Consider the following 19,490-nt stretch of genomic DNA (forward strand, 5'->3'; position numbering starts at 1 on the left):
CCTTACGCGCCCATGAACCCACAACAAGAAAACTTGGTTGCGGTCGTATACTTCCATAATCCACGACCGGAGAACTGGTTTGACACCTGATACTTCCATAGCCCTGACCCGAAAAGCCTGGTCGCCACCTTATGCACTCATTGCCCTTCATCTATAAAGGCAGTTTGACACATGGTGCGTCCATTGTACCCTTCCGGAAAAATCAACGAACTTCTTCTAAATCACATTTCCGTAAACAAGCGGGCTGTTTAGCTGTTTTAAGCTATGAAAAACAGCAAACAATGAGAACAATTCAAGCAATCCATAAACCGGCTTACGACCCCATAGCCGACCTAATTACTTACCGGGTTATTCCAACGCAGTCAATCGACTACCTGGATCCCTTCTTGTTTTTAAATCATCACGGTCCTCAGGTTTATCCGCCGCAGAACAACGGACTGCCCTTTGGCCCGCATCCGCACCGCGGCATGGAAACGGTCACTTTTATCCTCGAAGGCGACATAGCCCACTTCGATAGCAGTGGCGAGAAGAGTGTTATTAAAGCCGGTGGTGTGCAATGGATGACAGCCGGAAAAGGATTGATTCACTCCGAAGTTTCCTCCGAAGAATTTAAGCAGGCAGGCGGCCCACTGGAAATCCTCCAGCTGTGGGTAAACCTTCCGGCAAAAGATAAAATGTGTACTCCCTTTTACAAAGGACTTCAAAAGGATGGAATACCGGCTATTCAATCGGAAGACGGGCTGACAACCATCAACCTGGTTTCAGGGGAATACAAGGGCGTTAAGGGTCCTTTTACATCCGGAATCGGCTTACATTTAGGAACAATTGATTTTAAGCAAGGGGCTAAATTCAACCTCCATATTCCGATTAACGAGAATATCTTCTTTTATATTATCCGGGGAAAACTGAAGGTAAATGATCAGGATATTGATAAACTGAGCCTGGTCCATTTTGGAAACGATTCGGAGAATATTCAAATTGAAGCGCTGCAGGATAGCATCTTATTACTCGGACATACAAGTCCGCTAAATGAGCCGGTTGTCTCCCAAGGACCCTTTGTTATGAACACACAGGAAGAAATCATTCAGGCCTACGAAGACTACCGAATGGGAAAATTCGGCCAATGGATGCACTGATCGTGCGAACATTTGCACAACTTTTCATGTTTTACAATATAACTGAAAGTATCAGCAGAAGACATTTTTTATATTAATTTAAAGAGCACGAACCAATGGAAATGGATATGAGAAAAATAATGCACGATATTTTTGAGCAATTTAAATTGGTTGACACCTTTCGTGTAAACTTTAAACGTGAATTTACTTCCGCGTTTAATAAGTTGACAAATCAAGTATACAACTTTAACAGAACTCCTGAGTTAGATGAATTCATCGACCTGATGGCCGACGAGGCTATGCGCTTTACCGAAGCTGTTATTGAAAAAGACCGCAATTATTCGGATTACCGCCTGGTTGAAGAGTTAAAATTGATGAATGTTTTGGTCGACAAGAACAAACTCCCCAAAACACATCATCAAGAGATTCAGCAGGTTCGCTATCAGCTAAACGAGATGATCCTGAAGCATTATCCTTCGTTATATGAATTAGCTTCGTTTGGTTACCGATTGCTCGACCGCAATGTCAATTTCTTTTCATACCGCTTTGTAGCAGCCATGCAGGAAGCGAACGAGAAAAAGACCCAATTAAAATTAGGATAGACCGTAAGGCCAGCTTAGCGAGTCAACTTAATAACTTTAAATTCGGTTCGACGATTTAAAGCACGGCCTTTTTCTGTCTCATTCCCGGCAACCGGAACGGAAAAGCCATAGCCTTTATACGACAAGCGATCTTCGGCAATTCCTTCGCCCACCAGGTAGTCGTAAACTGCTTTCGCTCGATTTTCAGAGAGCGTTTGGTTATAATCGGCTGTCCCAACCTGATCGGTATGTCCACCAATTTCGATACATGCCTCCGGGTTCTGCTGCATAAATTCCAACAACTTTTCCAGCTCAGCCTTCGATTGACTTTCCAAAGCATACGAATCCGTTTTAAAGAAAATATTGCGCAATACAGTGACACTTCCCGGAACAATGGGTTCTAAACCGATTTCCAACTGCATAGGGTTCTCCAGTTTCCGAACTTCTTTCAATGCAAAATTGGCCGAATAGAACAAGTAGCCTGGCATAGCAACATTAAAAGCATACTCCTCGCCCAATGGCAAACAAATCAGAAAATCACCTTTCCCCTCTGAAGATTCTGTTTTTGTCACCAGCTTATTGCTCTCCACATCAATCAGCTCCACCCGCGCCGATAGTGGCATTCCTGTTGATCGGTCGAACACAATCCCTTTCACATACGACACCGGACTGGGTTGAATGGCATCATACAGTTTGAAGCGGTAAATATCCAGGCCCCTGGAACCTTCCCGGCTTGACGAATAGTAGGCATACTTACCGGAGGCATCAACAATCAATCCTTTTTCCTCTTTAACGGTGTTAATGGGGTATCCTAAATTTCGGGCAGTGGTCCAGCTTGTATCACTGACCATTTTAGACAGAAATAAGTCCTTATCGCCCAAACCGGGCCAGTAATTCGACGAGAAATACAAGCTTCGCCCGTCCGCATGAATGAAGGGCGAAACCTCATCACCGGGTGTATTAATGGAATCTCCCAGGTTTTCGGGTTCTCCCCAGGCTGGTCGACCATTCGGTTTGAAACCTTCCAAACGGCAGCGCCAAATATCGCGACCTCCTTTTCCTCCTGCGCGGGTACTCACAAAGTACAGGTATTCGCCATTGGCCGAAATAGAAGGTTGCGATTCCCAAGCCCCTGAATTGACCGGTGCTCCGGCATTTTGCGGCTTCGTCCACTGTCCGTTCAATAAGCGGGAAAAGTATAAATCACAGCCACCATAGCTATCCGGGCGATTACAGGCTGTGAAAAAAATCAACCGGCCATCAGCCGAAATACTTTGAGCCCCCTCATTATCGCGGGTATTCACTTGTGTCATTGCGGAAGCTTTACTCCAGGCACTATCCTGCCATGTCGATTGGTAAAAATCTTCCTGGTAACGTGGTGCCATTGGCGATGTGCGATGCTCAACCGGTATCAGGCGGGTAAAAATAAGTTTCTGCCCGTCAATTGTCAACGATGGCCAGTACTCGTTCAGGTCCGTATTCACGGAATCACCCAGGTTCTCTGCATAAAAAGGAACTTCATGGGCAACTAACTTAGCAGCATACTCACAATCGGCAATTTTCCGACGTGTTTCTTCCTCCAGTTTTCCCGCTTTGCCGGTTGCCAAATAGCTTTTAAAAGCATCTGCTGCCTGGCAATAATCCCCCAGATCATATCGGGCATTTCCCAACAAGTAGTACACCCTCGGATACTTTTGACGATCAATCTCCAGGGCTCTGGAAAGCGCATCAACACGGGCTTGCGTAGAGTCCAGTTCACCCAAAGCATCAGCTTGCAACAACACCGGCTCCAACCAGTTTGGCTCATGATCGATCACATAGCTCAACCGGTCAATCACCTGCCGGAATTCATGATTGTGGTACAAATCTTTGGCTTCGTCAAATAGCTTTGCAGCCTTCTTGCTTTGCGAATGTGCCTGAAACGGCAGCGCAAATAGCAGGGCAAAAAGCACAATACAGAGCAACTTATCAATCCGGCACAGGCCTGTTTTATGTTCGGAAAACCTTCTGTTCACAATTCGTTCATTGATGGATATAACAAATATAGAGATCACAAGTGGCATTTAAACATTGTCGGGATAAAAGTTGAATCGAATTACATAATTCATACTTTTGAAAGCAAAAAAAGTGCACGCTAACCAGCTTACGATATTTCATTTTAATCCAACCTGCGAAATCGCTATTGCAAATGGTTCACCCTATTTTGTTCCATCAGCCTTACTACGCCAGTTTGAAACCGATTTAGCCCCTCTGATGATGCATTTTGCCGGTTCAACTGACATCGTAGTTTCACCAAAGCCAGATGCAAGCTGGATGGATCGAATGAGTCAAGCAGGCTTTCCTCTGCCCGACTTCCAAACCATTGAGGAGCTTCAAACAACGATTTCTCAACAACCATTGGATCGGATAAAGCTGGAGTCCTGGGGGAAAAGCCCGGCAGAAAGTCAACTTTTTAATTTCCTAGGTGCCTCAAAGCCCTTTTGGAAGGACGAATACCGAACAATTTTCGAACGTAAAACAGCCTTTCTGTTTTTACAGCAGTTGTTACAACAAATAGGTTCAGACAAAACATATATCGATTCAAACCTACCAGGAAGGCTGGTGCAATCAGCAGGGGAAGTTGAAGATCTGCTAAAGTCATCATCTCCGTTGGTTTTGAAAGCACCACTCAGCTCCAGTGGTCGGGGCTTAGCTGTATTGCGTCGCAATGAATTAAACAGCTCCAACCGTCAATGGATCGGTAGCATTCTTGAGCAGCAAGGATATTTAATTGCCGAGCCCTGGTTGAACAAGAAGCAGGATCTGTCTCTTCAATTCCAGATAACCAGTGATCATCAGGTTAACTATCTAGGTCCTAGTTTCTTTCAAACGAACTCAAACGGGCAATATTCCGGTCACCAACTCAACAACATGGCTAGAGAGCAACTACCCGGTGGACAAAAAGCATTGGATGATCTCGCCTTGCTCATTAAACAGCAGCTTGATGAATCGGTGTATGTTGCGCATTATGAAGGCCAGTTAGGCATTGACTTGCTGACTTATGAAGATCTGAACGGGAAGTTGAAAATTCATCCTTGCCTGGAGGTAAACCCACGTTACACCATGGGCTATCTAAGCCTGGTGCTTGAAAAGAAGATTCACACAAAAGCAGCTGGATTCTTCAAAATTGATTTTAAGCCCAACGGAAATCTGGATCAGTTTATAAACGAAAAAAGGAGAAATAATCCGTTAATCATGCAGGATGGTGTTCCTAGGAAGGGATTTTTAGATCTGACGCCGGTAACTGAAAGGAGTAAATTCTGTGCTTATATTGAGTTATTTTAGATGCTTTTGGATGGTATTCATGAGAGTGCTCAAACGGACAGGCTTAGCGATAAAATCGTCGCAACCAGCTTCGTAGCTCCGTGATTCTTCACCTGAAAGAATAAAGGCACTTTGCACGATTACCGGAGTTGAAGGATTCATATCCTTTATCTTACGAGTGGCTTCAAAACCATCCATCTCCGGCATATTTAAATCCATCAGGACTAATGATATTCCCGGTGTCTGCTTAAAAAGATCGACCGCTTCGGCACCATTTTTTGCCCAATAACTGGTCGCGTTACATTGTTTTAATGCCTTTTGATAGTAATAACGACTCGTATCATTATCCTCTACAATAAGAATCTTTTTCCCTTGCAAATCAATTTCAGTAGTTACCATGCGTAAACAGCAATATTTTAGACTTCTTTATAATTCAGGTTCTTTTTAATCACTGCATCCAACTCCGTGGGTTTAAATGGTTTTCCCAGGTGATCATTCATTCCACTCTTTAAAAACAATTTAATCTCGTCGTTAAATTTGTTTGCAGTCATTGCGATGATAGGAATTCCCTCACTAATCCCATCTTCTTTCTCAATTCGTCTGATTTCCTGGGTTGCTTCTACCCCATCCATTCCGGGCATATGCACATCCATCAGAATCAAATCAAACTGTCCTTCTTTATACAACTCAAGCGCTTCTATTCCATTCGTAGCCAGCGTAACTTTATGCCCTAAACGTTTTACACAAAGCATAGCTACCTTCGCATTAATATCGTTATCCTCCGCTAAAAGAATATTCAGATGAATATCCGGACTTAAGACAAAAGCTTTGGGGCTTTCCGGACGTTTTCCACTTACAACCGGCTCAAAAACAGCTGTAAACCAAAATAAGGATCCTTTACCCAGTTCACTTTCAACGCCAATCTCACCTTTCATCATATGAGCCAAACGTTTGCAGATGGCCAGTCCCAAACCGGTTCCGCCAAACCTGCGTGTTGTCGATGTATCAGCTTGTGTAAAGGTCTTGAACAGCTTCTTTTGATTTTCCATGGAAATACCAATCCCGGTATCTTCAATCTCAAAACGAAGCTTATAATTGTTATTAATGATTCCTTCCAGACTAACCTCCAGCTTTACAGTCCCTTGTTCTGTAAATTTGAAAGCGTTATTCAATAAATTAATCAGAATTTGCTTTAAGCGCAAAGGGTCGCCGGTAATAAGAACGGGCACCGAATCACTAACTTTAACCGCAAAATCGAATTCACTTTGCTTGATTTTATAGGCCAGTAACTTCCGGACATTATCAATCTCTTCGCGAATATTAAAAGCGATATTTTCAAATTTAATCTGCCCCGCTTCAATTTTCGAGAAGTCAAGAATGTCATTGATGATCATCAGTAAGGTATCACTTGATATTTCAATAATATCCAAAAATTCCAACTGCTCCTTATCCAGGTTGGTTTGCCGCATAATATCGATCATCCCCACGATCCCATTCAATGGTGTTCGTATTTCATGCGACATATTAGCCAGGAAAAGCGACTTTGCACTAGCTGCCTTTTCTGCTATTTCTTTGGATTTCTTCAGTTCTTCCTGAACCCGTTTAAGTGCTAAATGCAGTTCAATACGAATGATGAGTTCTTCGTATTTGAAAGGTTTCTGCACAAAATCAAATTCTCCCGGACGGAACATATGAAGCAGTTTATCTTCATTTTTAGCCGGTGTAATAAAGATCAGCGGCACGCCCGGTGTTTGAACATCTTTTTGAAGTTTCTTGCTGATTTCCATCCCATTTTGATCCGAGATCTCTACATCCAGAATGATTAAGTCAAACTTCTCACGGGTTGATTTCAACACTGAAGCCTGACCTGTATTCATCCATACCGGCAAATAACCTCTACTGATCAATACCGATCGCAAATGATCTGTATTTTCCATCGTGTCGGAGACTATTAGAATTTTCGGTGAATGCTTTTCTGATACCATTCTCAAAATAAAAAATTAGCACTATTCGTTTGTCAAATTACAGAAGTAATTAGATATTGTTAAACCAGCGTCTCTTATATTAGTACAAAATAATCTTTTTTTAATTTCAAAGGTGACGTTCCTCTGTTTATTTTTCAAGAAATTATTAACTAAGCCCTTTTTCTGATAACATTTTGGATCTATACAATTCGCAATTTTCTGTTTTATCAAAATTACGGATTAATTAAATTAAAGTCAATCACCTTGGAAATAAAACACACAAAATATGCATCTTCACGAATGCTGGTGAATACGAAATACGAAGAAGGAGGTTTAAACCTAAGGTTAAAACCTCCCTCTTCGGAACAATAAACTAATCCTGAATTTTTCGCTTTATACTACATCCCAACGGTTTTGTTTCAGGCTCTGCAACCGGCTGGCCCGCAGCAATATTCAGAATCGCATCTTTCAAATAGCTTACTTTAACATCACTAGCCGACTTAAAGTTATCGTCGATAGCTCCTTTGTATACTAAATCAAAATTTTTGTCGAAGAAAAATACATGTGGCGTTGTTTGCCCTCCCCACTCGTTTGCCAATAAGCTTTCCTTATCAATTAAATAGGGTAATTTATAGCCCTTTTCAGTGGCATGTTTCTGCATGGCTTCCAGTGAATCCTCACCTTCCCTCTTCATATAGTTTGAATTAAGAAGTACCATTCCAACCTTATTTTGTGTTGCCAGATCGAAGATTCCATTGTAACGACCTTCCCAGGCAACAACAAACGGACAGGTATTACATGAAAAAATAACGATCAATCCGTTTTCTTTTTTCAAATCACTCAGCGATGCATATTCATCGTTTATTCCTTGCATTTTCACATCGGTATGCGTTGCCTTCTGGCCAATAGCAAGCTGATTATTTGCCGCCAGCACTGTTCCTACCAGCAACATCAAAAAAGCGAACATTGTTAAAACTTTCATAAATTCTTTTTATTGGTTATGAATTGTGAAACAATCCGCTTTTCAACATTGTTTATCGGCATAGATTAAGAAAAACAAACTAGTTGAAATGTTACGGGATATAAGAAGAAATTACCAACACGATTTTCTGGATGAAAACAAATTGACAGCTCATCCGCTTAGTCTTTTTCAGCTTTGGCTTGACGAAGCAGTTAAGGTGGAAGAAGAACCAACGGCAATGACACTTTCTACGGCTGTTGATGGTCAACCGGATTCGAGAATTGTGTTGTTAAAACAGGCGGACGATGATGGCCTGATATTTTTTACAAATTACGACAGTAATAAAGGCCAACAACTGGCAACAAATGATAAAGTAGCGGTCAATTTCTTTTGGCCGAAGTTGGAACGCCAGGTTCGGATAAAAGGCCATGTTGAAAAACTGCCGGAGGAAAGTTCTGCCGACTATTTTAAATCCCGACCACGCGATAGCCAGTTAGGTGCCTGGGCATCACCCCAAAGCCGGAAAATTAAATCGCGGGATGAGCTAGATGAAAACTTCACACATTACAGCAATTTATTTCAGGATAAACCAATTGAGAAACCGGCTCATTGGGGTGGCTATATAATAAAGCCGCAGGTTGTGGAGTTTTGGCAAGGACGTCCCAACCGACTTCATGACCGGTTCCGCTACGAGTTAAAGTCTGCTCAATAGAAAATCAGTCGTTTGGCTCCCTAATTTTGAAAGCTGAAAGGGCCTGTTCATTTCTTATTCCGATTGTTGTATATTCGCATAAATTTTAAATCAACATGATTCCAAAACTAAACTTTCAAGGTGAGAATTTCCTTTTGATGGCCGGACCATGTGTCATTGAAGGAAATGACATGGCTTTCGAAATAGCTGAAAAAATTCTTGAAATTACCACAAAGCTTCATATTCCTTTTGTATTTAAAGGTTCGTACCGAAAGGCAAACCGTAGCCGTATCGACTCTTTTCAGGGCATTGGCGACGAAAAGGCATTGAGCATCCTGCAAGCTGTAGGCGAGAAATTCAACATTCCCACAGTTACCGATATCCACTCGGCAGCGGAGGCTGCTATAGCGGCTCAATATGTCGATGTACTGCAGATTCCGGCTTTTCTATGCCGCCAAACCGATTTGCTGATTGCAGCTGCAGAAACCGGCAAAGTCGTTAACATTAAGAAAGGCCAATTTCTATCAGCTGAAGCGATGCAGTTTGCTGTAAACAAAGTGAAGGATAGTGGCAACGATCATGTAATGCTGACCGAACGCGGAACAACTTTCGGCTATCAGGATTTAGTGGTAGACTATCGTGGCATTCCGGTGATGAAGGAAAACGGGTGCCCTGTTATTATGGATATCACCCACTCGTTGCAACAACCAAACCAGAGTAGCGGTGTAACCGGTGGAAAACCTGAATTAATTGAAACGATTGCCCGTGCAGCCATTGCTGTTGGTGCCGATGGTATTTTTATTGAAACCCACCCGAACCCGGCTGTTGCCAAATCGGATGGCGCGAATATGCTTCGTTTGGATTTACTGGAAGGTTTATTGACCAAACTGGTCAAACTAAAACAGGTCGTTGATTCCTTATAAGAAAACAAAGCAACCAGATAAATGGAAAAGGGTGAGAAATTCAAATTCTCACCCTTTTCCATTTTTTAACGCGTTAGTTTCATTCTAATGGTGGAAAAACAGGTAAGCTATAGCAATAGCAGCTACAATACCCACAAAATCGGCGAATAAGCCACAAACCAGTGCATGGCGGGTTTTTTTAATACCTACTGAACCAAAATAAACGGCCAGAATATAAAAGGTTGTATCAGTTGCTCCCTGAACCGTACTGGCGACACGTCCAACAAACGAATCGGCACCGTAAGTAGTCATGGCATCAACCATCATTCCGCGGGCTCCACTCCCACTCAAGGGTTTCATCAAAGCTGTTGGCAGGGCTTCAACAAAGTCGGTATTGACCCCCAGCTGAGTTAAGCACCAGGATATGCCACTGATAAACCAGTCCATTGCCCCCGAAGTACGGAAAACACCAATAGCCACCAAAATAGCAACCAGGTAAGGAATAATTTTGATGGCCACTTTAAAGCCGTCTTTAGCACCATCGATAAACGACTCGTAAACATTAATTCGGGCCCGGATACCTAACAGGATAAAGCTAATGATTACGGTAAAAAGAATCAGGTTACTGGCAACACTCGATATCAGTGTAATCTGATCTTGCGGGATAGATGAAAAATACCAGATAATACCAGCAATAACCGCCGTTAATCCGCCTAGATAGGACAAAATAACTTTATCCAGCAAGTTGATTTTTTGATAATAAGCTACCGCGAGCAATCCCGCCAACGTTGAAAAGAAAGTGGCCAACATGATCGGGATAAAAATATCACTGGGGTTGGCAGCTCCCAACTGCGCCCGGTAAACCATAATACTAATCGGCAGCAAAGTCAGTCCTGAGGTGTTCAAGACCAAAAACATGATTTGCGCATTGCTGGCCGTATCTTTTTGGGGGTTTGTAGCCTGCAACTCCTGCATCGCTTTTAATCCCATTGGTGTTGCAGCATTATCCAGGTTAAGCATGTTGGCGGCAATGTTCATCATGATCGATACATTGGCCGGGTGATTTTCATCTAATTCCGGGAAAAGCTTTCGAAAGAACGGACCGATCAGTTTCGAGAAAACCCGAACGACACCGCCATCTTCGCCAACTTTCATGATTCCCATCCAGAGTGTCAACACACCAGTTAATCCCAACGATATTTCGAACCCCGTTTTCGCCATGTCCATGGTTGAGTTCATCATATCAGTGAAAACCTGGGTATCCCCCATAAAAATGAGCTTAACCAGTCCGACTACAAAGGCAATGAGAAAGAAAAATATCCAGATATAATTTAAAGCCATATTGGGGTGAATGTGATTGTGGGGTGAATCTACAAAAAATGCATCAAGAAATGAAGCAAACCAGCTAATCAGGGCTCCGGGATTTCAGTAATATATAATGAAAGACCAGCAACCCGTGAACCTCATCATGGATACTTTCAGGAAAGAATCAGAATAGTCCTAAAAACAAGAAAGGCTGCCCTAAAAGAGCAACCTTTCCGCTTTTCAAGAAAAAAGTAATTATTGAATCGTAACAACAATGGGATTACTCAATTTCTCAGCCTCTGAGGAAAGATAGGCTTTAAAGTTGGCCATCTCTTTCCATTTTGGATTTTCCAGCCCCCACACGGCAGCAAAATAGTGCCTGACCGGATTATCGTTCGAAATTTTTTGTGCTACGTAGTACGTTTCTGAAATTACATTACTAAAGTTCTTTTCCGGCACCGTCGGATATTGATCGAAATAATCCTTATCCGTCGTACGGCCTACTTTGGTAACTTCATCAGCTTTCAGCATAACAGCCATTCCAAGCTCATCGTGATTTTCGGATTGCTTGTCAAGTGTTGCAATCGCATCGTAATCAGCATCAGCTTTAAAATGTTGTGGTTCTGTTTTCAAAAAGCTTGTAACAATACCGGTTACCAACTGCTTCTCGCCTTTAAAACCGGAAACAGTAACATCCGATTGGAACCAGTATTTACCGGGGTAAATCGTGATTCGCTCAACAGCCGAAAGATTCTGGTCAGCAACTTTCCATCCGCCGTATTTCAGGTCGAAGACAGATCGTACGGGGCCTTCTGCGATCTTCTGATATTCGTAGGTTTCAGTTGATCCCAAGCGATACAACGAATCATTTTCGAGCATCGCCAAACCTCCTGATCCTAATGAATTTCCACAGTGAAGGATATCCATTCCCCAATCGGCAAGGTCATGATAACTGCCAAGTTCCGGTGTCTGGATTTTGTCGATAATCAGATCAGGCTTACGTTTTCCAAATAAATCCTTCACATTCCGGCAATCAAAATAATCTCTGAATGCCATTTTATCGTTCTCCCAGCTTACACTTTCCCCCTGAGCAATGATTTTGAAAGGCTCGTTAACTGACGGAGCCATGTAATAATCAACTTCTTTCCAGCTGCCATCTCCCTGATCGATTCCCAAGCGTACATTTGTACGTTTCTTGAAAACCGGATAAGCATCAGCCTTCACGTACCCAACATGCAATGCTAATTTCTCTTTAGGCTGAAAATTAACCAGGAAAGCCAGTTCGTCCCAGTTACCATCAGCATCCAGATCATCTACTTGCGATGCCAGGGTATCGTTTCCGTTTATAACAACCGGAAGCATTCCGGCTTCAGGCGCAGGAAAAGACACATCCACTTGTTGGCGCTCCAATACCAATACCTCGTCAGCACGAGCCATATCAGTCGGATTTTCAACAATTAGCTGCTTTTCTTTTGCACATGACCCCAGAAACAAAGTTGTAGCAGTTAATGCAATGAAGAGATTTCTTTTCATCGCTAACTGATTATAAATCGTTTTCGCCTTTAACGTATCCGAAGTTGGCCAAAATACCGCCGTCAACGTACAATACATGACCGTTAACAAAGTTAGCAGCTTTTGAAGCCAGGAATAAAGCAGCGTTACCGATATCTTCAGGTTCTCCCCAACGAGCGGCAGGAGTACGCATCATCACCAAGTCGTTAAATGGGTGACCACCTTCGCGAATTGGAGCTGTTTGTGAGGTTGCAATATAACCCGGTCCAATACCATTGATCTGCAGGTTGTATTTTGCCCATTCGCAACACATGTTTGCAGTCAACAGTTTCAAACCACCTTTAGCTGATGCATAAGCTGATACTGAATTACGACCGTAAACACTCATCATTGAACACATGTTGATGATTTTACCGAAACGCTTTTCAATCATTTTCGGAGCAACACGTTTAGCAACGATCAGCGGAGCAACCAAGTCAACATCAATTACTTGTTTGTAATCAGCAACCGGCATATCCAGAATAGGAATACGTTTAATGATTCCGGCATTATTTACCAAAATATCGATAGAACCTACTTTTTCTTCGATTTCACTAATTCCGCGATCTACTTCTGCTTCGTCAGTAACATTAAATTTTACCGTGAAAACATCGATTCCTACGGCTTTATATTCTTCTTTAGCTTGCGCTAATTTTTCTTCAGAAAGGTCGTTTACACAAATTTTAGCACCAGCCTGACCTAAAGTTTTACCAATAGCCATACCAATACCGTGAGTACCACCTGTAACCAGTGCTACTTTACCTGACAAATCAAATAATTCGTTCATGATTTATACTTAATTAGATAAATGATTTTATGTTTTTATTATCTCAACTCTGTTGGTGCAATAACATCCATATCGGTGTAATCCAAGTTTTCACCAGCCATACCCCAAATGAAAATGTAGTTACTTGTTCCTGCAGCAGAGTGGATTGACCATGTTGGAGAAATAACAGCCTGTTCATTTTGCATCCAAATGTGACGAGTTTCTTTTGGCTCACCCATGAAGTGACAAACAGACTGACCTTCCGGAACATTGAAGTAGAAATAAACTTCGTTACGACGGCTATGTGTGTGTGCCGGCATAGTATTCCATACACTACCCGGTTTCAACTCGGTCATTCCCATTTGTAACTGGCAAGTATCAACAACAGTATTGATCAACAACTGATTGATATTTCTTTCGTTTGATGTTTCCAGTGCACCCAAATGCAATACATTGGCATCGCCAAGAGTAACATGCTTGGTTGGGTATTCTTTATGAGCAGGAGCTGAATTGAAATAGAAGTGAGCCGGAGCAGAAGCATCTTTAGAGCTAAAAACAACTTCTTTAGCACCACGGCCAATATACAAGGCATCTTTAAATTCAAGAACGTATTCTGTTCCGTCAACAGTTACAGAACCTGCATTTCCAACATTGATAATACCTACTTCACGACGTTTACAGAAGTATTCTGATTTCAATGCGTCAACAGTTTCCAGTTTTAATGGCTCAGCACCAGGAACGGCACCTCCGGTGATATAGCGTTCGATGTGAGAATATACCATGTGGATATTTCCCTCTTCCATCAATTTCTCAACTAAAAATTCTTTGCGAATTCGATCTGTGTCATAAGTTTTGAAATCCTGTGGGTTGTAAGCATAACGCTCTTCGAAAATAATAGCCATAGTTTTTCTATTTTATTGATTTTAAACTTTGAAATACATTAAATAAATATGGAATCAAGCGAGATATAACAAATCTGACTTGTTCCAATGTTAACAACAAGTCTTCCCCGCATTTTGATTTTCCTTCGCAAATATAAAATTAAAAACAGAAAGATGCAATCGATTGCGCAAAAAGTTGTATTTTAGCCTGAGTTTAAAAATTATTGCCATCTTTGCAGTGAATTTCTGACTATGGATAATAAGCCTTCAATTACGATACACGACATTGCAAGAGAATTAAACATCTCTGCATCAACAGTTTCAAGAGCACTGAATGATAACCCAAGAATTAGCAAAGCGACTAAAGAGAAGATTAAAGCCAAAGCTTTGGAAATGGGTTACCAACCAAATATTATTGCTTCGAATCTGCGAAATCAAAAAACAAACACGATTGGCATTGTAGTTCCTTTGATTAACCGGCACTTTTTCTCGTCCTTCATTAGCGGTGTGGAAGATGTTGCCTTTGCAAAGGGGTATAATGTTATTATTTCCCAATCGAACGACTTGCTCGAGAAAGAAAAACAAATAGTACATTCCCTGTTTTCAAACCGGGTGGATGGCTTAATTGCATCGCTCAGCATGCAGACAAACGAGTTCGATCATTTTCAACTTTTTTCCAAAAAAGAAATTCCCATTGTATTCTTTGACCGTGTTGTACCTGAACTGGAAGCTCATAAAATTGTTGTGGACGATTTTATGGTTGGATTTAAAGCAACAGAACATTTAATTCAGCAAGGTTACAAAAGAATAGCTCACCTGGCCGGACCAACTGTACTGCACACCTATCGCGATCGGATGAAAGGCTATCGGGCCGCATTGGAGAAAAATAATATCCCAATCGATGAAGATTTAATCATCTACAGTCGATTAACAAGAATTGACGGACAAGACGCAATCAAAAGATTGTTAGCACTCCCCCAGCCTCCGGATGCAGTATTCTGTGGTAACGACACCTCCGCATTAGCGATGATGGTCTATTTGAAGAAGATCGGTGTTCGGATTCCTCAGGATTTTGGTCTGATCGGCTTCAGTGATGAACCGTTCTCTGAAGTTGTTACACCATCGATCTCAACCTTAAAACAGCCTGCTTTCGAAATGGGGGTTAAAGCTGCCGAATTATTAATTCAGGAGATTGAAAGCAAAAATCGGCTTAGCGAGCACTTAACGATTACCATGCCCACAGAAGTGATTCAAAGAGAATCTTCCTCTCGTACAAAATGATTTAGATCTCCATCCTTGAAATGCCTGTTTGATCAATCAATTAAATCAAACAGAGCACTTTTATGTGCTTTCGCGAAGGTTATTTGTCTCTTCTCTGTCCCCCAGGTCTTTCACTCCCCCCGAATACAACACCAATATTAAACTTTGGGGTTTTAGCTGATTATTCTCTGCACAAAAAGAATAAATAACAAACATTTGTTCTTTACTTTACACCCAAGACGACCATCCTTTCAACAAGCAAACATGGATGGCAACCTATAAATATTTTCAGAAATAACAGATTCATCCAATAAAACCCGAGCAAATGATTAAAGGAGAAATGACACTCAGACCACGATATGGCGAAGTTGACCAAATGGGCTACGTGTACCATGGCAATTACGTGAACTACTTTCACCAGGCTCGTACCGAGCTAATGCGCGAACTGGGAATTGAAGACAGCAAACTGGAAGCCCAACAACTAATGATGCCGGTTATCAGTATGAACTTACAATATCACCGACCTGCGGGATATGATGAGCTGCTGACTATTCATACAACTATTCATGAAAATCCGGTTACTCGTTTAAGTTTTCAGTTTGAAGTCCGAAATAATAGAAACCAACTCGTCTGCTCTGCTGATTCAACAGTTGTTTTTGTTGACAGTAAAAGTCGAAAACCCATGCGAATTCCTAAATTCGTAAAAGAAAAATTCGATCCGATTTTTGAAAACGAAATGGTATGAAAATAACCATATTAACCGAAAATGTAGCAGGTGGAAGCTTCTGTGCCGAACATGGTTTGTCTTACCTGATAGAGCATGATAAAAAAACGATTCTTCTCGACACAGGGCATAGCGATGTTTATTTGCAGAATGCCAAACGACTGGAAATTAACTTGAATGACAAAGTTGACATGATCATACTCAGCCATGGCCATTGGGATCATGGCGACGGATTGCGGTTCATACAAGACAAACCACTACTTACCCACCCAAAGTCGTTTATGAAACGATTTCGGAAACGGGATCAAACGAATTTAGGCTTAAGATTAAGCAAAACAGAAATTGAAAGCCGATTTGAATTATCTGTTTCAGCTACTCCTGCTCAAATAGCAGAGCAGATTTATTTTCTGGGTGAGATACCGCGCAATAATCAATTTGAGGCGCAAACAACTGCTTTTGTTGATGAAAACGGGAAAGACGATTTTGTACCGGATGATTCAGCCTTGGCCTTTATCCAAAATGACGAACTAATAATTGTTACCGGCTGCAGTCATTCTGGTATTTGCAATATTTGTGAGTATGCGAAATCAGTTACGGGCATCAACAAAATCAAGGCTGTAATTGGCGGTTTTCATCTCAAACACAACAACCATCAAACCCAAGAAACGATCAACTATTTCGTGCGGGAAAAAGTTGAGATTTTACGCCCTTCACATTGTACTGACTTACCAGCATTGGCTGCCTTTCAATCCAATTTTGGAAATCCGTTTGTAAAAACCGGGCAGACCTTTCAATTCTGACTTATAAAGAAGATAGTAGTAGAATAAACTGCAGGTAACGGTGTGATCAGATACTTTCTTGTTGCCAAAACCTGCCGGATATTTTTAATTTTACAGAACTATGGAATCAACCAATTGTATTTACTTTTCGCCTACCAGAACAACAGCAACTATCGTGAACGCAATAGCTGAAAATCTGGCACTCAAAACGATCAATGAAATCAATCTAACGAAATCGGATTTTTTATTCGAGCCAACAAATTTTAACGATAAGTCGGTTTCTATTATTGGTGTGCCTGTGTATTCGGGTAGATTACCACTCGATGCTGTTGTTCGTTTTTTGAATATTGACGGGAAAGGCTCCAAAGCGGTTGTTGTCGTTGTTTATGGTAACCGCGAATTTGATGATGCCTTACTTGAACTGACAGAACTGGCTCAAAAAACCAATTTCGAAGTCATTGCGGCGGCCGCCTTCATTGGAGAACACTCCTACTCGACTGCTGGCAAACCAATTGCTGAAAGCCGTCCTGATGCTGGCGATTTGCAGAAGGTTGCTCAGTTTAGCTCCCTGATTCAGCAAAAAATAGTGAATCCGGGGGATAAATCAACGATAAATTTAGACCTTATTCCGGGCAAACATCCTTTTGTTGATCGCAAGCAACGTCCCGTACTTGCCCCTAAAACAGATGCAGCAAACTGTACCTTATGCGGTATTTGTGCCGATAATTGCCCGACTGATGCCATACGTGTCGAAAGTGGTATTTTTACCGATCCTAAAAAATGTATTTGGTGCTGTGCCTGTGTCAAACAATGCCCCGAACAAGCGCGTAGTTTTGATCATGAAATCATCCGGGGAATACGGGAACGGCTTTACACAAACTGTTCGGAACGAAAAGAGCCCCAATTCTTTCTTTAAAGCGGAATATTTCCCAAAGATGAAACTTTCCTTACAATCGGCCTGTTTCGAACATATCGCAAAGGCCTTTTGTTAAATTTGCTTTCATAAGCAATACATATGAGCATTTATAAGAGCTATCGGGAAAATCCGATGTACAAATATTTGATTCTGTTAGCAGTTGCCTCTGCGATGGGGTTTCAGGGATGGCGTACCCTCTTCAATAATTTCGCAGTTGATGTTGCCGGAGTTAATTCAGTCCAAATCGGAATCATCCAATCGGTACGCGAAATTCCGGGCTTCCTGACATTTTTTGTGATTTACTTCCTGCTCATTTTTGCAGAACATCGCTTTGCAGCCTTGTCGGTTATTTTACTCGGTATTGGAGTTGCCTTAACCGGAATGTTTCCCAGCTTCCACGGCTTGCTTTTCACGATCGTAATCATGTCTGTTGGGTTTCATTTCTTCGAAACTTGCAACCAATCGCTCTCCCTACAATATTTTCAGGGCGATCGAGTGCCGCAGGTGTTGGCTAAACTCAAAAGCTTTGGAGCACTCACAAACGTCTCTGTAGGTGCTTTTATCTGGATTATTTCGAAGTATATGCAACTGCATGCTATCTTTTACATTATCGGTGCTGTTGTTATCGTTTTAGGCATTTATGCTTTAACCCGTAACCCGGTTGATCACACCCTTCCTGTTCAGCAAAAGAAATTAATTCTGAAGAAAAAATACTGGCTTTTTTACACGCTTAATTTTCTGGCCGGGGCGCGTCGACAGATTTTCGTGGTTTTTGCCGTTTTCATTTTGGTTGAAAAGTACCATTTCTCGATTGGGCATATCACTACGCTGTTCGTCATCAACAATATTATCACTTACTTTTTGAGTCCTTACATCGGGAAAGCAATCAACCGATTTGGTGAACGAACCATGCTCAGCATTGAGTACAGTAGTCTGATCGTCATCTTCCTTTGTTATGCTCTTATTGAAAACAAGGATGTTGCTTCCGGGCTTTATATCGTTAACAACTTTTTCTTTAGCTTCTCAATCGGGATAAACAGCTTTTTCCGCAAATATGCCGAACCAAAAGATATCGCTCCATCCATGGGAGTTGGATTTGCAATCAACCATATTTCGGCTGTAGTATTACCGGTCGTCGGTGGTTTACTGTGGACAATCGACTGGCGGATTCCTTTTATTGGCGGTGCAGGTATTGCGATTTGCTCGTTGTTTTTCACCCAATACATCAAGCAACATGAATTGAAATACAATTTGGTTAAATAGCTCCGGGGAAAAACGACCTCAAAAGATACTACACTTTTAGAAAATGCTCTAGCAGAAAAATTTAAAAGAGGCTGTCCCAAAAGTCAATGTAAAGAAATTCAGACTTCCCCGGAACCGGCCGGATATAGTCGACGAAGACCAGCAAAGAACCAGCCAGCTGTGGAGGTAATGCAGCAATGCGTGGATATGTTTCATCGAACTGTGACTGCAAAAATTCTAACAGCGGCGACATAGCTTCTACCTGTGGAAAATTAGCTTCAATGTGTGGCGACATGGCTTCTAACTGCGTCGGCAAAGCATCTAACAGTGGCAACATTCCGGCTAAGAACGGCAGAATTGCAACTAACAGCGACGAGATCGTTTCGATGTGTGGCGGAATAGCTTCGATATGAAAAAGAGCTAAATAAAGCTGGTTATCGTTAAAAACGAGGCTGCGAACCAGTAGAAATACAGCTACTTTTCAATTTTCAACTTGCCGAAAAAACATTCATGATTCGGAGGGAATCTCCAACAGGGATGAAAGTGGAG

The 19,490-nt window shown here is 41.8% G+C and carries 19 protein-coding genes; 10 read left to right on the plus strand and 9 right to left on the minus strand.

Features of this window, described 5'->3' with window-relative positions; genetic code table 11:
- The first annotated feature begins 281 nt into the window (after window positions 1-281).
- Window positions 282-1,136 (plus strand): pirin family protein, encoded by an 855-nt coding sequence (locus AC37HE_RS00315; protein ID WP_500780770.1) that lies wholly within the window; start codon window positions 282-284, stop codon window positions 1,134-1,136.
- Window positions 1,137-1,243: 107 nt separating this feature from the next.
- On the plus strand, window positions 1,244-1,717 hold the full coding sequence (locus AC37HE_RS00320) for a hypothetical protein (RefSeq protein ID WP_500780771.1): 474 nt from the start codon (window positions 1,244-1,246) through the stop codon (window positions 1,715-1,717).
- A 14-nt stretch (window positions 1,718-1,731) separates the two neighbouring features.
- Here the strand turns inward: AC37HE_RS00320 and AC37HE_RS00325 are convergent, their stop codons facing one another.
- Window positions 1,732-3,711 (minus strand): OmpA family protein, encoded by a 1,980-nt coding sequence (locus AC37HE_RS00325; RefSeq protein WP_500780772.1) that lies wholly within the window; start codon window positions 3,709-3,711, stop codon window positions 1,732-1,734.
- Between the two features lie 97 nt (window positions 3,712-3,808).
- Between AC37HE_RS00325 and AC37HE_RS00330 the strand changes: the two genes are divergently transcribed.
- Window positions 3,809-5,020: a hypothetical protein gene (locus AC37HE_RS00330; protein ID WP_500780773.1), complete on the plus strand. Its 1,212-nt coding sequence runs from the start codon at window positions 3,809-3,811 to the stop codon at window positions 5,018-5,020.
- On the opposite strand, the gene AC37HE_RS00335 is transcribed toward AC37HE_RS00330, so the two are convergent.
- The 3 genes from AC37HE_RS00335 to AC37HE_RS00345 form a co-directional block, all read right to left on the minus strand.
- Window positions 5,012-5,398, minus strand: coding sequence for a response regulator (locus tag AC37HE_RS00335; protein WP_500780774.1), 387 nt, complete (start codon window positions 5,396-5,398; stop codon window positions 5,012-5,014). The genes AC37HE_RS00330 and AC37HE_RS00335 overlap by 9 nt on opposite strands.
- Before the next feature lie 17 nt (window positions 5,399-5,415).
- Window positions 5,416-6,984, minus strand: coding sequence for a response regulator (locus AC37HE_RS00340; protein WP_500780788.1), 1,569 nt, complete (start codon window positions 6,982-6,984; stop codon window positions 5,416-5,418).
- Window positions 6,985-7,336: 352 nt separating this feature from the next.
- Entirely contained in the window at window positions 7,337-7,945 is a 609-nt protein-coding gene (locus tag AC37HE_RS00345) for a redoxin domain-containing protein (protein WP_500780775.1), read from the minus strand.
- Between the two features lie 88 nt (window positions 7,946-8,033).
- On the opposite strand from AC37HE_RS00345, the gene pdxH reads away from it, so the two are divergent.
- Window positions 8,034-8,636 (plus strand): pyridoxamine 5'-phosphate oxidase, encoded by a 603-nt coding sequence (gene pdxH, locus AC37HE_RS00350; protein ID WP_500780776.1) that lies wholly within the window; start codon window positions 8,034-8,036, stop codon window positions 8,634-8,636.
- Window positions 8,637-8,731: 95 nt separating this feature from the next.
- Window positions 8,732-9,538 (plus strand): 3-deoxy-8-phosphooctulonate synthase, encoded by an 807-nt coding sequence (gene kdsA / locus AC37HE_RS00355; RefSeq protein WP_500780777.1) that lies wholly within the window; start codon window positions 8,732-8,734, stop codon window positions 9,536-9,538.
- An 84-nt stretch (window positions 9,539-9,622) separates the two neighbouring features.
- On the opposite strand, the gene AC37HE_RS00360 is transcribed toward kdsA, so the two are convergent.
- From AC37HE_RS00360 to kduI, 4 genes are all read right to left on the minus strand, one after another.
- Window positions 9,623-10,858, minus strand: a complete 1,236-nt coding sequence (locus AC37HE_RS00360) for a nucleoside recognition domain-containing protein (RefSeq protein ID WP_500780778.1) — start codon at window positions 10,856-10,858, stop codon at window positions 9,623-9,625.
- A gap of 219 nt (window positions 10,859-11,077) precedes the next feature.
- Window positions 11,078-12,355, minus strand: a complete 1,278-nt coding sequence (locus AC37HE_RS00365; protein WP_500780779.1) for a DUF4861 domain-containing protein — start codon at window positions 12,353-12,355, stop codon at window positions 11,078-11,080.
- Between the two features lie 10 nt (window positions 12,356-12,365).
- A complete protein-coding gene (locus AC37HE_RS00370) occupies window positions 12,366-13,160 on the minus strand; it encodes a gluconate 5-dehydrogenase (protein WP_500780780.1) in 795 nt (264 codons plus the stop codon).
- Between the two features lie 38 nt (window positions 13,161-13,198).
- Entirely contained in the window at window positions 13,199-14,041 is an 843-nt protein-coding gene (kduI, locus tag AC37HE_RS00375) for a 5-dehydro-4-deoxy-D-glucuronate isomerase (protein ID WP_500780781.1), read from the minus strand.
- Between the two features lie 231 nt (window positions 14,042-14,272).
- Here kduI and AC37HE_RS00380 point away from each other — a divergent pair, with 231 nt between their 5' ends.
- From AC37HE_RS00380 to AC37HE_RS00400, 5 genes are all read left to right on the plus strand, one after another.
- Entirely contained in the window at window positions 14,273-15,301 is a 1,029-nt protein-coding gene (locus AC37HE_RS00380; RefSeq protein WP_500780782.1) for a LacI family DNA-binding transcriptional regulator, read from the plus strand.
- 304 nt (window positions 15,302-15,605) lie between these two features.
- Entirely contained in the window at window positions 15,606-16,025 is a 420-nt protein-coding gene (locus AC37HE_RS00385; protein ID WP_500780783.1) for an acyl-CoA thioesterase, read from the plus strand.
- Entirely contained in the window at window positions 16,022-16,804 is a 783-nt protein-coding gene (locus AC37HE_RS00390) for an MBL fold metallo-hydrolase (RefSeq protein ID WP_500780784.1), read from the plus strand. The genes AC37HE_RS00385 and AC37HE_RS00390 overlap by 4 nt, the downstream gene beginning before the upstream one ends.
- A gap of 100 nt (window positions 16,805-16,904) precedes the next feature.
- On the plus strand, window positions 16,905-17,699 hold the full coding sequence (locus AC37HE_RS00395) for an EFR1 family ferrodoxin (RefSeq protein ID WP_500780785.1): 795 nt from the start codon (window positions 16,905-16,907) through the stop codon (window positions 17,697-17,699).
- Window positions 17,700-17,798: 99 nt separating this feature from the next.
- A complete protein-coding gene (locus AC37HE_RS00400; protein ID WP_500780786.1) occupies window positions 17,799-18,962 on the plus strand; it encodes an MFS transporter in 1,164 nt (387 codons plus the stop codon).
- A 61-nt stretch (window positions 18,963-19,023) separates the two neighbouring features.
- Here AC37HE_RS00400 and AC37HE_RS00405 read toward each other — a convergent pair whose 3' ends face one another.
- Window positions 19,024-19,278, minus strand: coding sequence for a hypothetical protein (locus AC37HE_RS00405; RefSeq protein WP_500780787.1), 255 nt, complete (start codon window positions 19,276-19,278; stop codon window positions 19,024-19,026).
- Window positions 19,279-19,490 lie beyond the last annotated feature (212 nt).

It is taken from the genome of Mangrovibacterium sp., from assembly GCF_059905295.1.

Bases quoted from the DNA above. Each gene is read 5' to 3' on its own strand.
- AC37HE_RS00315 (WP_500780770.1), top strand. From the start codon at position 282: ATGAGAACAATTCAAGCAATCCATAAACCGGCTTACGACCCCATAGCC.
- AC37HE_RS00320 (WP_500780771.1), top strand. From the start codon at position 1,244: ATGAGAAAAATAATGCACGATATTTTTGAGCAATTTAAATTGGTTGAC.
- AC37HE_RS00335 (WP_500780774.1), bottom strand. From the start codon at position 5,398: ATGGTAACTACTGAAATTGATTTGCAAGGGAAAAAGATTCTTATTGTA.
- AC37HE_RS00340 (WP_500780788.1), bottom strand. From the start codon at position 6,984: ATGGTATCAGAAAAGCATTCACCGAAAATTCTAATAGTCTCCGACACG.
- AC37HE_RS00345 (WP_500780775.1), bottom strand. From the start codon at position 7,945: ATGAAAGTTTTAACAATGTTCGCTTTTTTGATGTTGCTGGTAGGAACA.
- pdxH (WP_500780776.1), top strand. From the start codon at position 8,034: ATGTTACGGGATATAAGAAGAAATTACCAACACGATTTTCTGGATGAA.
- kdsA (WP_500780777.1), top strand. From the start codon at position 8,732: ATGATTCCAAAACTAAACTTTCAAGGTGAGAATTTCCTTTTGATGGCC.
- AC37HE_RS00360 (WP_500780778.1), bottom strand. From the start codon at position 10,858: ATGGCTTTAAATTATATCTGGATATTTTTCTTTCTCATTGCCTTTGTA.
- AC37HE_RS00365 (WP_500780779.1), bottom strand. From the start codon at position 12,355: ATGAAAAGAAATCTCTTCATTGCATTAACTGCTACAACTTTGTTTCTG.
- AC37HE_RS00370 (WP_500780780.1), bottom strand. From the start codon at position 13,160: ATGAACGAATTATTTGATTTGTCAGGTAAAGTAGCACTGGTTACAGGT.
- kduI (WP_500780781.1), bottom strand. From the start codon at position 14,041: ATGGCTATTATTTTCGAAGAGCGTTATGCTTACAACCCACAGGATTTC.
- AC37HE_RS00380 (WP_500780782.1), top strand. From the start codon at position 14,273: ATGGATAATAAGCCTTCAATTACGATACACGACATTGCAAGAGAATTA.
- AC37HE_RS00385 (WP_500780783.1), top strand. From the start codon at position 15,606: ATGATTAAAGGAGAAATGACACTCAGACCACGATATGGCGAAGTTGAC.
- AC37HE_RS00390 (WP_500780784.1), top strand. From the start codon at position 16,022: ATGAAAATAACCATATTAACCGAAAATGTAGCAGGTGGAAGCTTCTGT.
- AC37HE_RS00395 (WP_500780785.1), top strand. From the start codon at position 16,905: ATGGAATCAACCAATTGTATTTACTTTTCGCCTACCAGAACAACAGCA.
- AC37HE_RS00400 (WP_500780786.1), top strand. From the start codon at position 17,799: ATGAGCATTTATAAGAGCTATCGGGAAAATCCGATGTACAAATATTTG.
- AC37HE_RS00405 (WP_500780787.1), bottom strand. From the start codon at position 19,278: ATGTTGCCACTGTTAGATGCTTTGCCGACGCAGTTAGAAGCCATGTCG.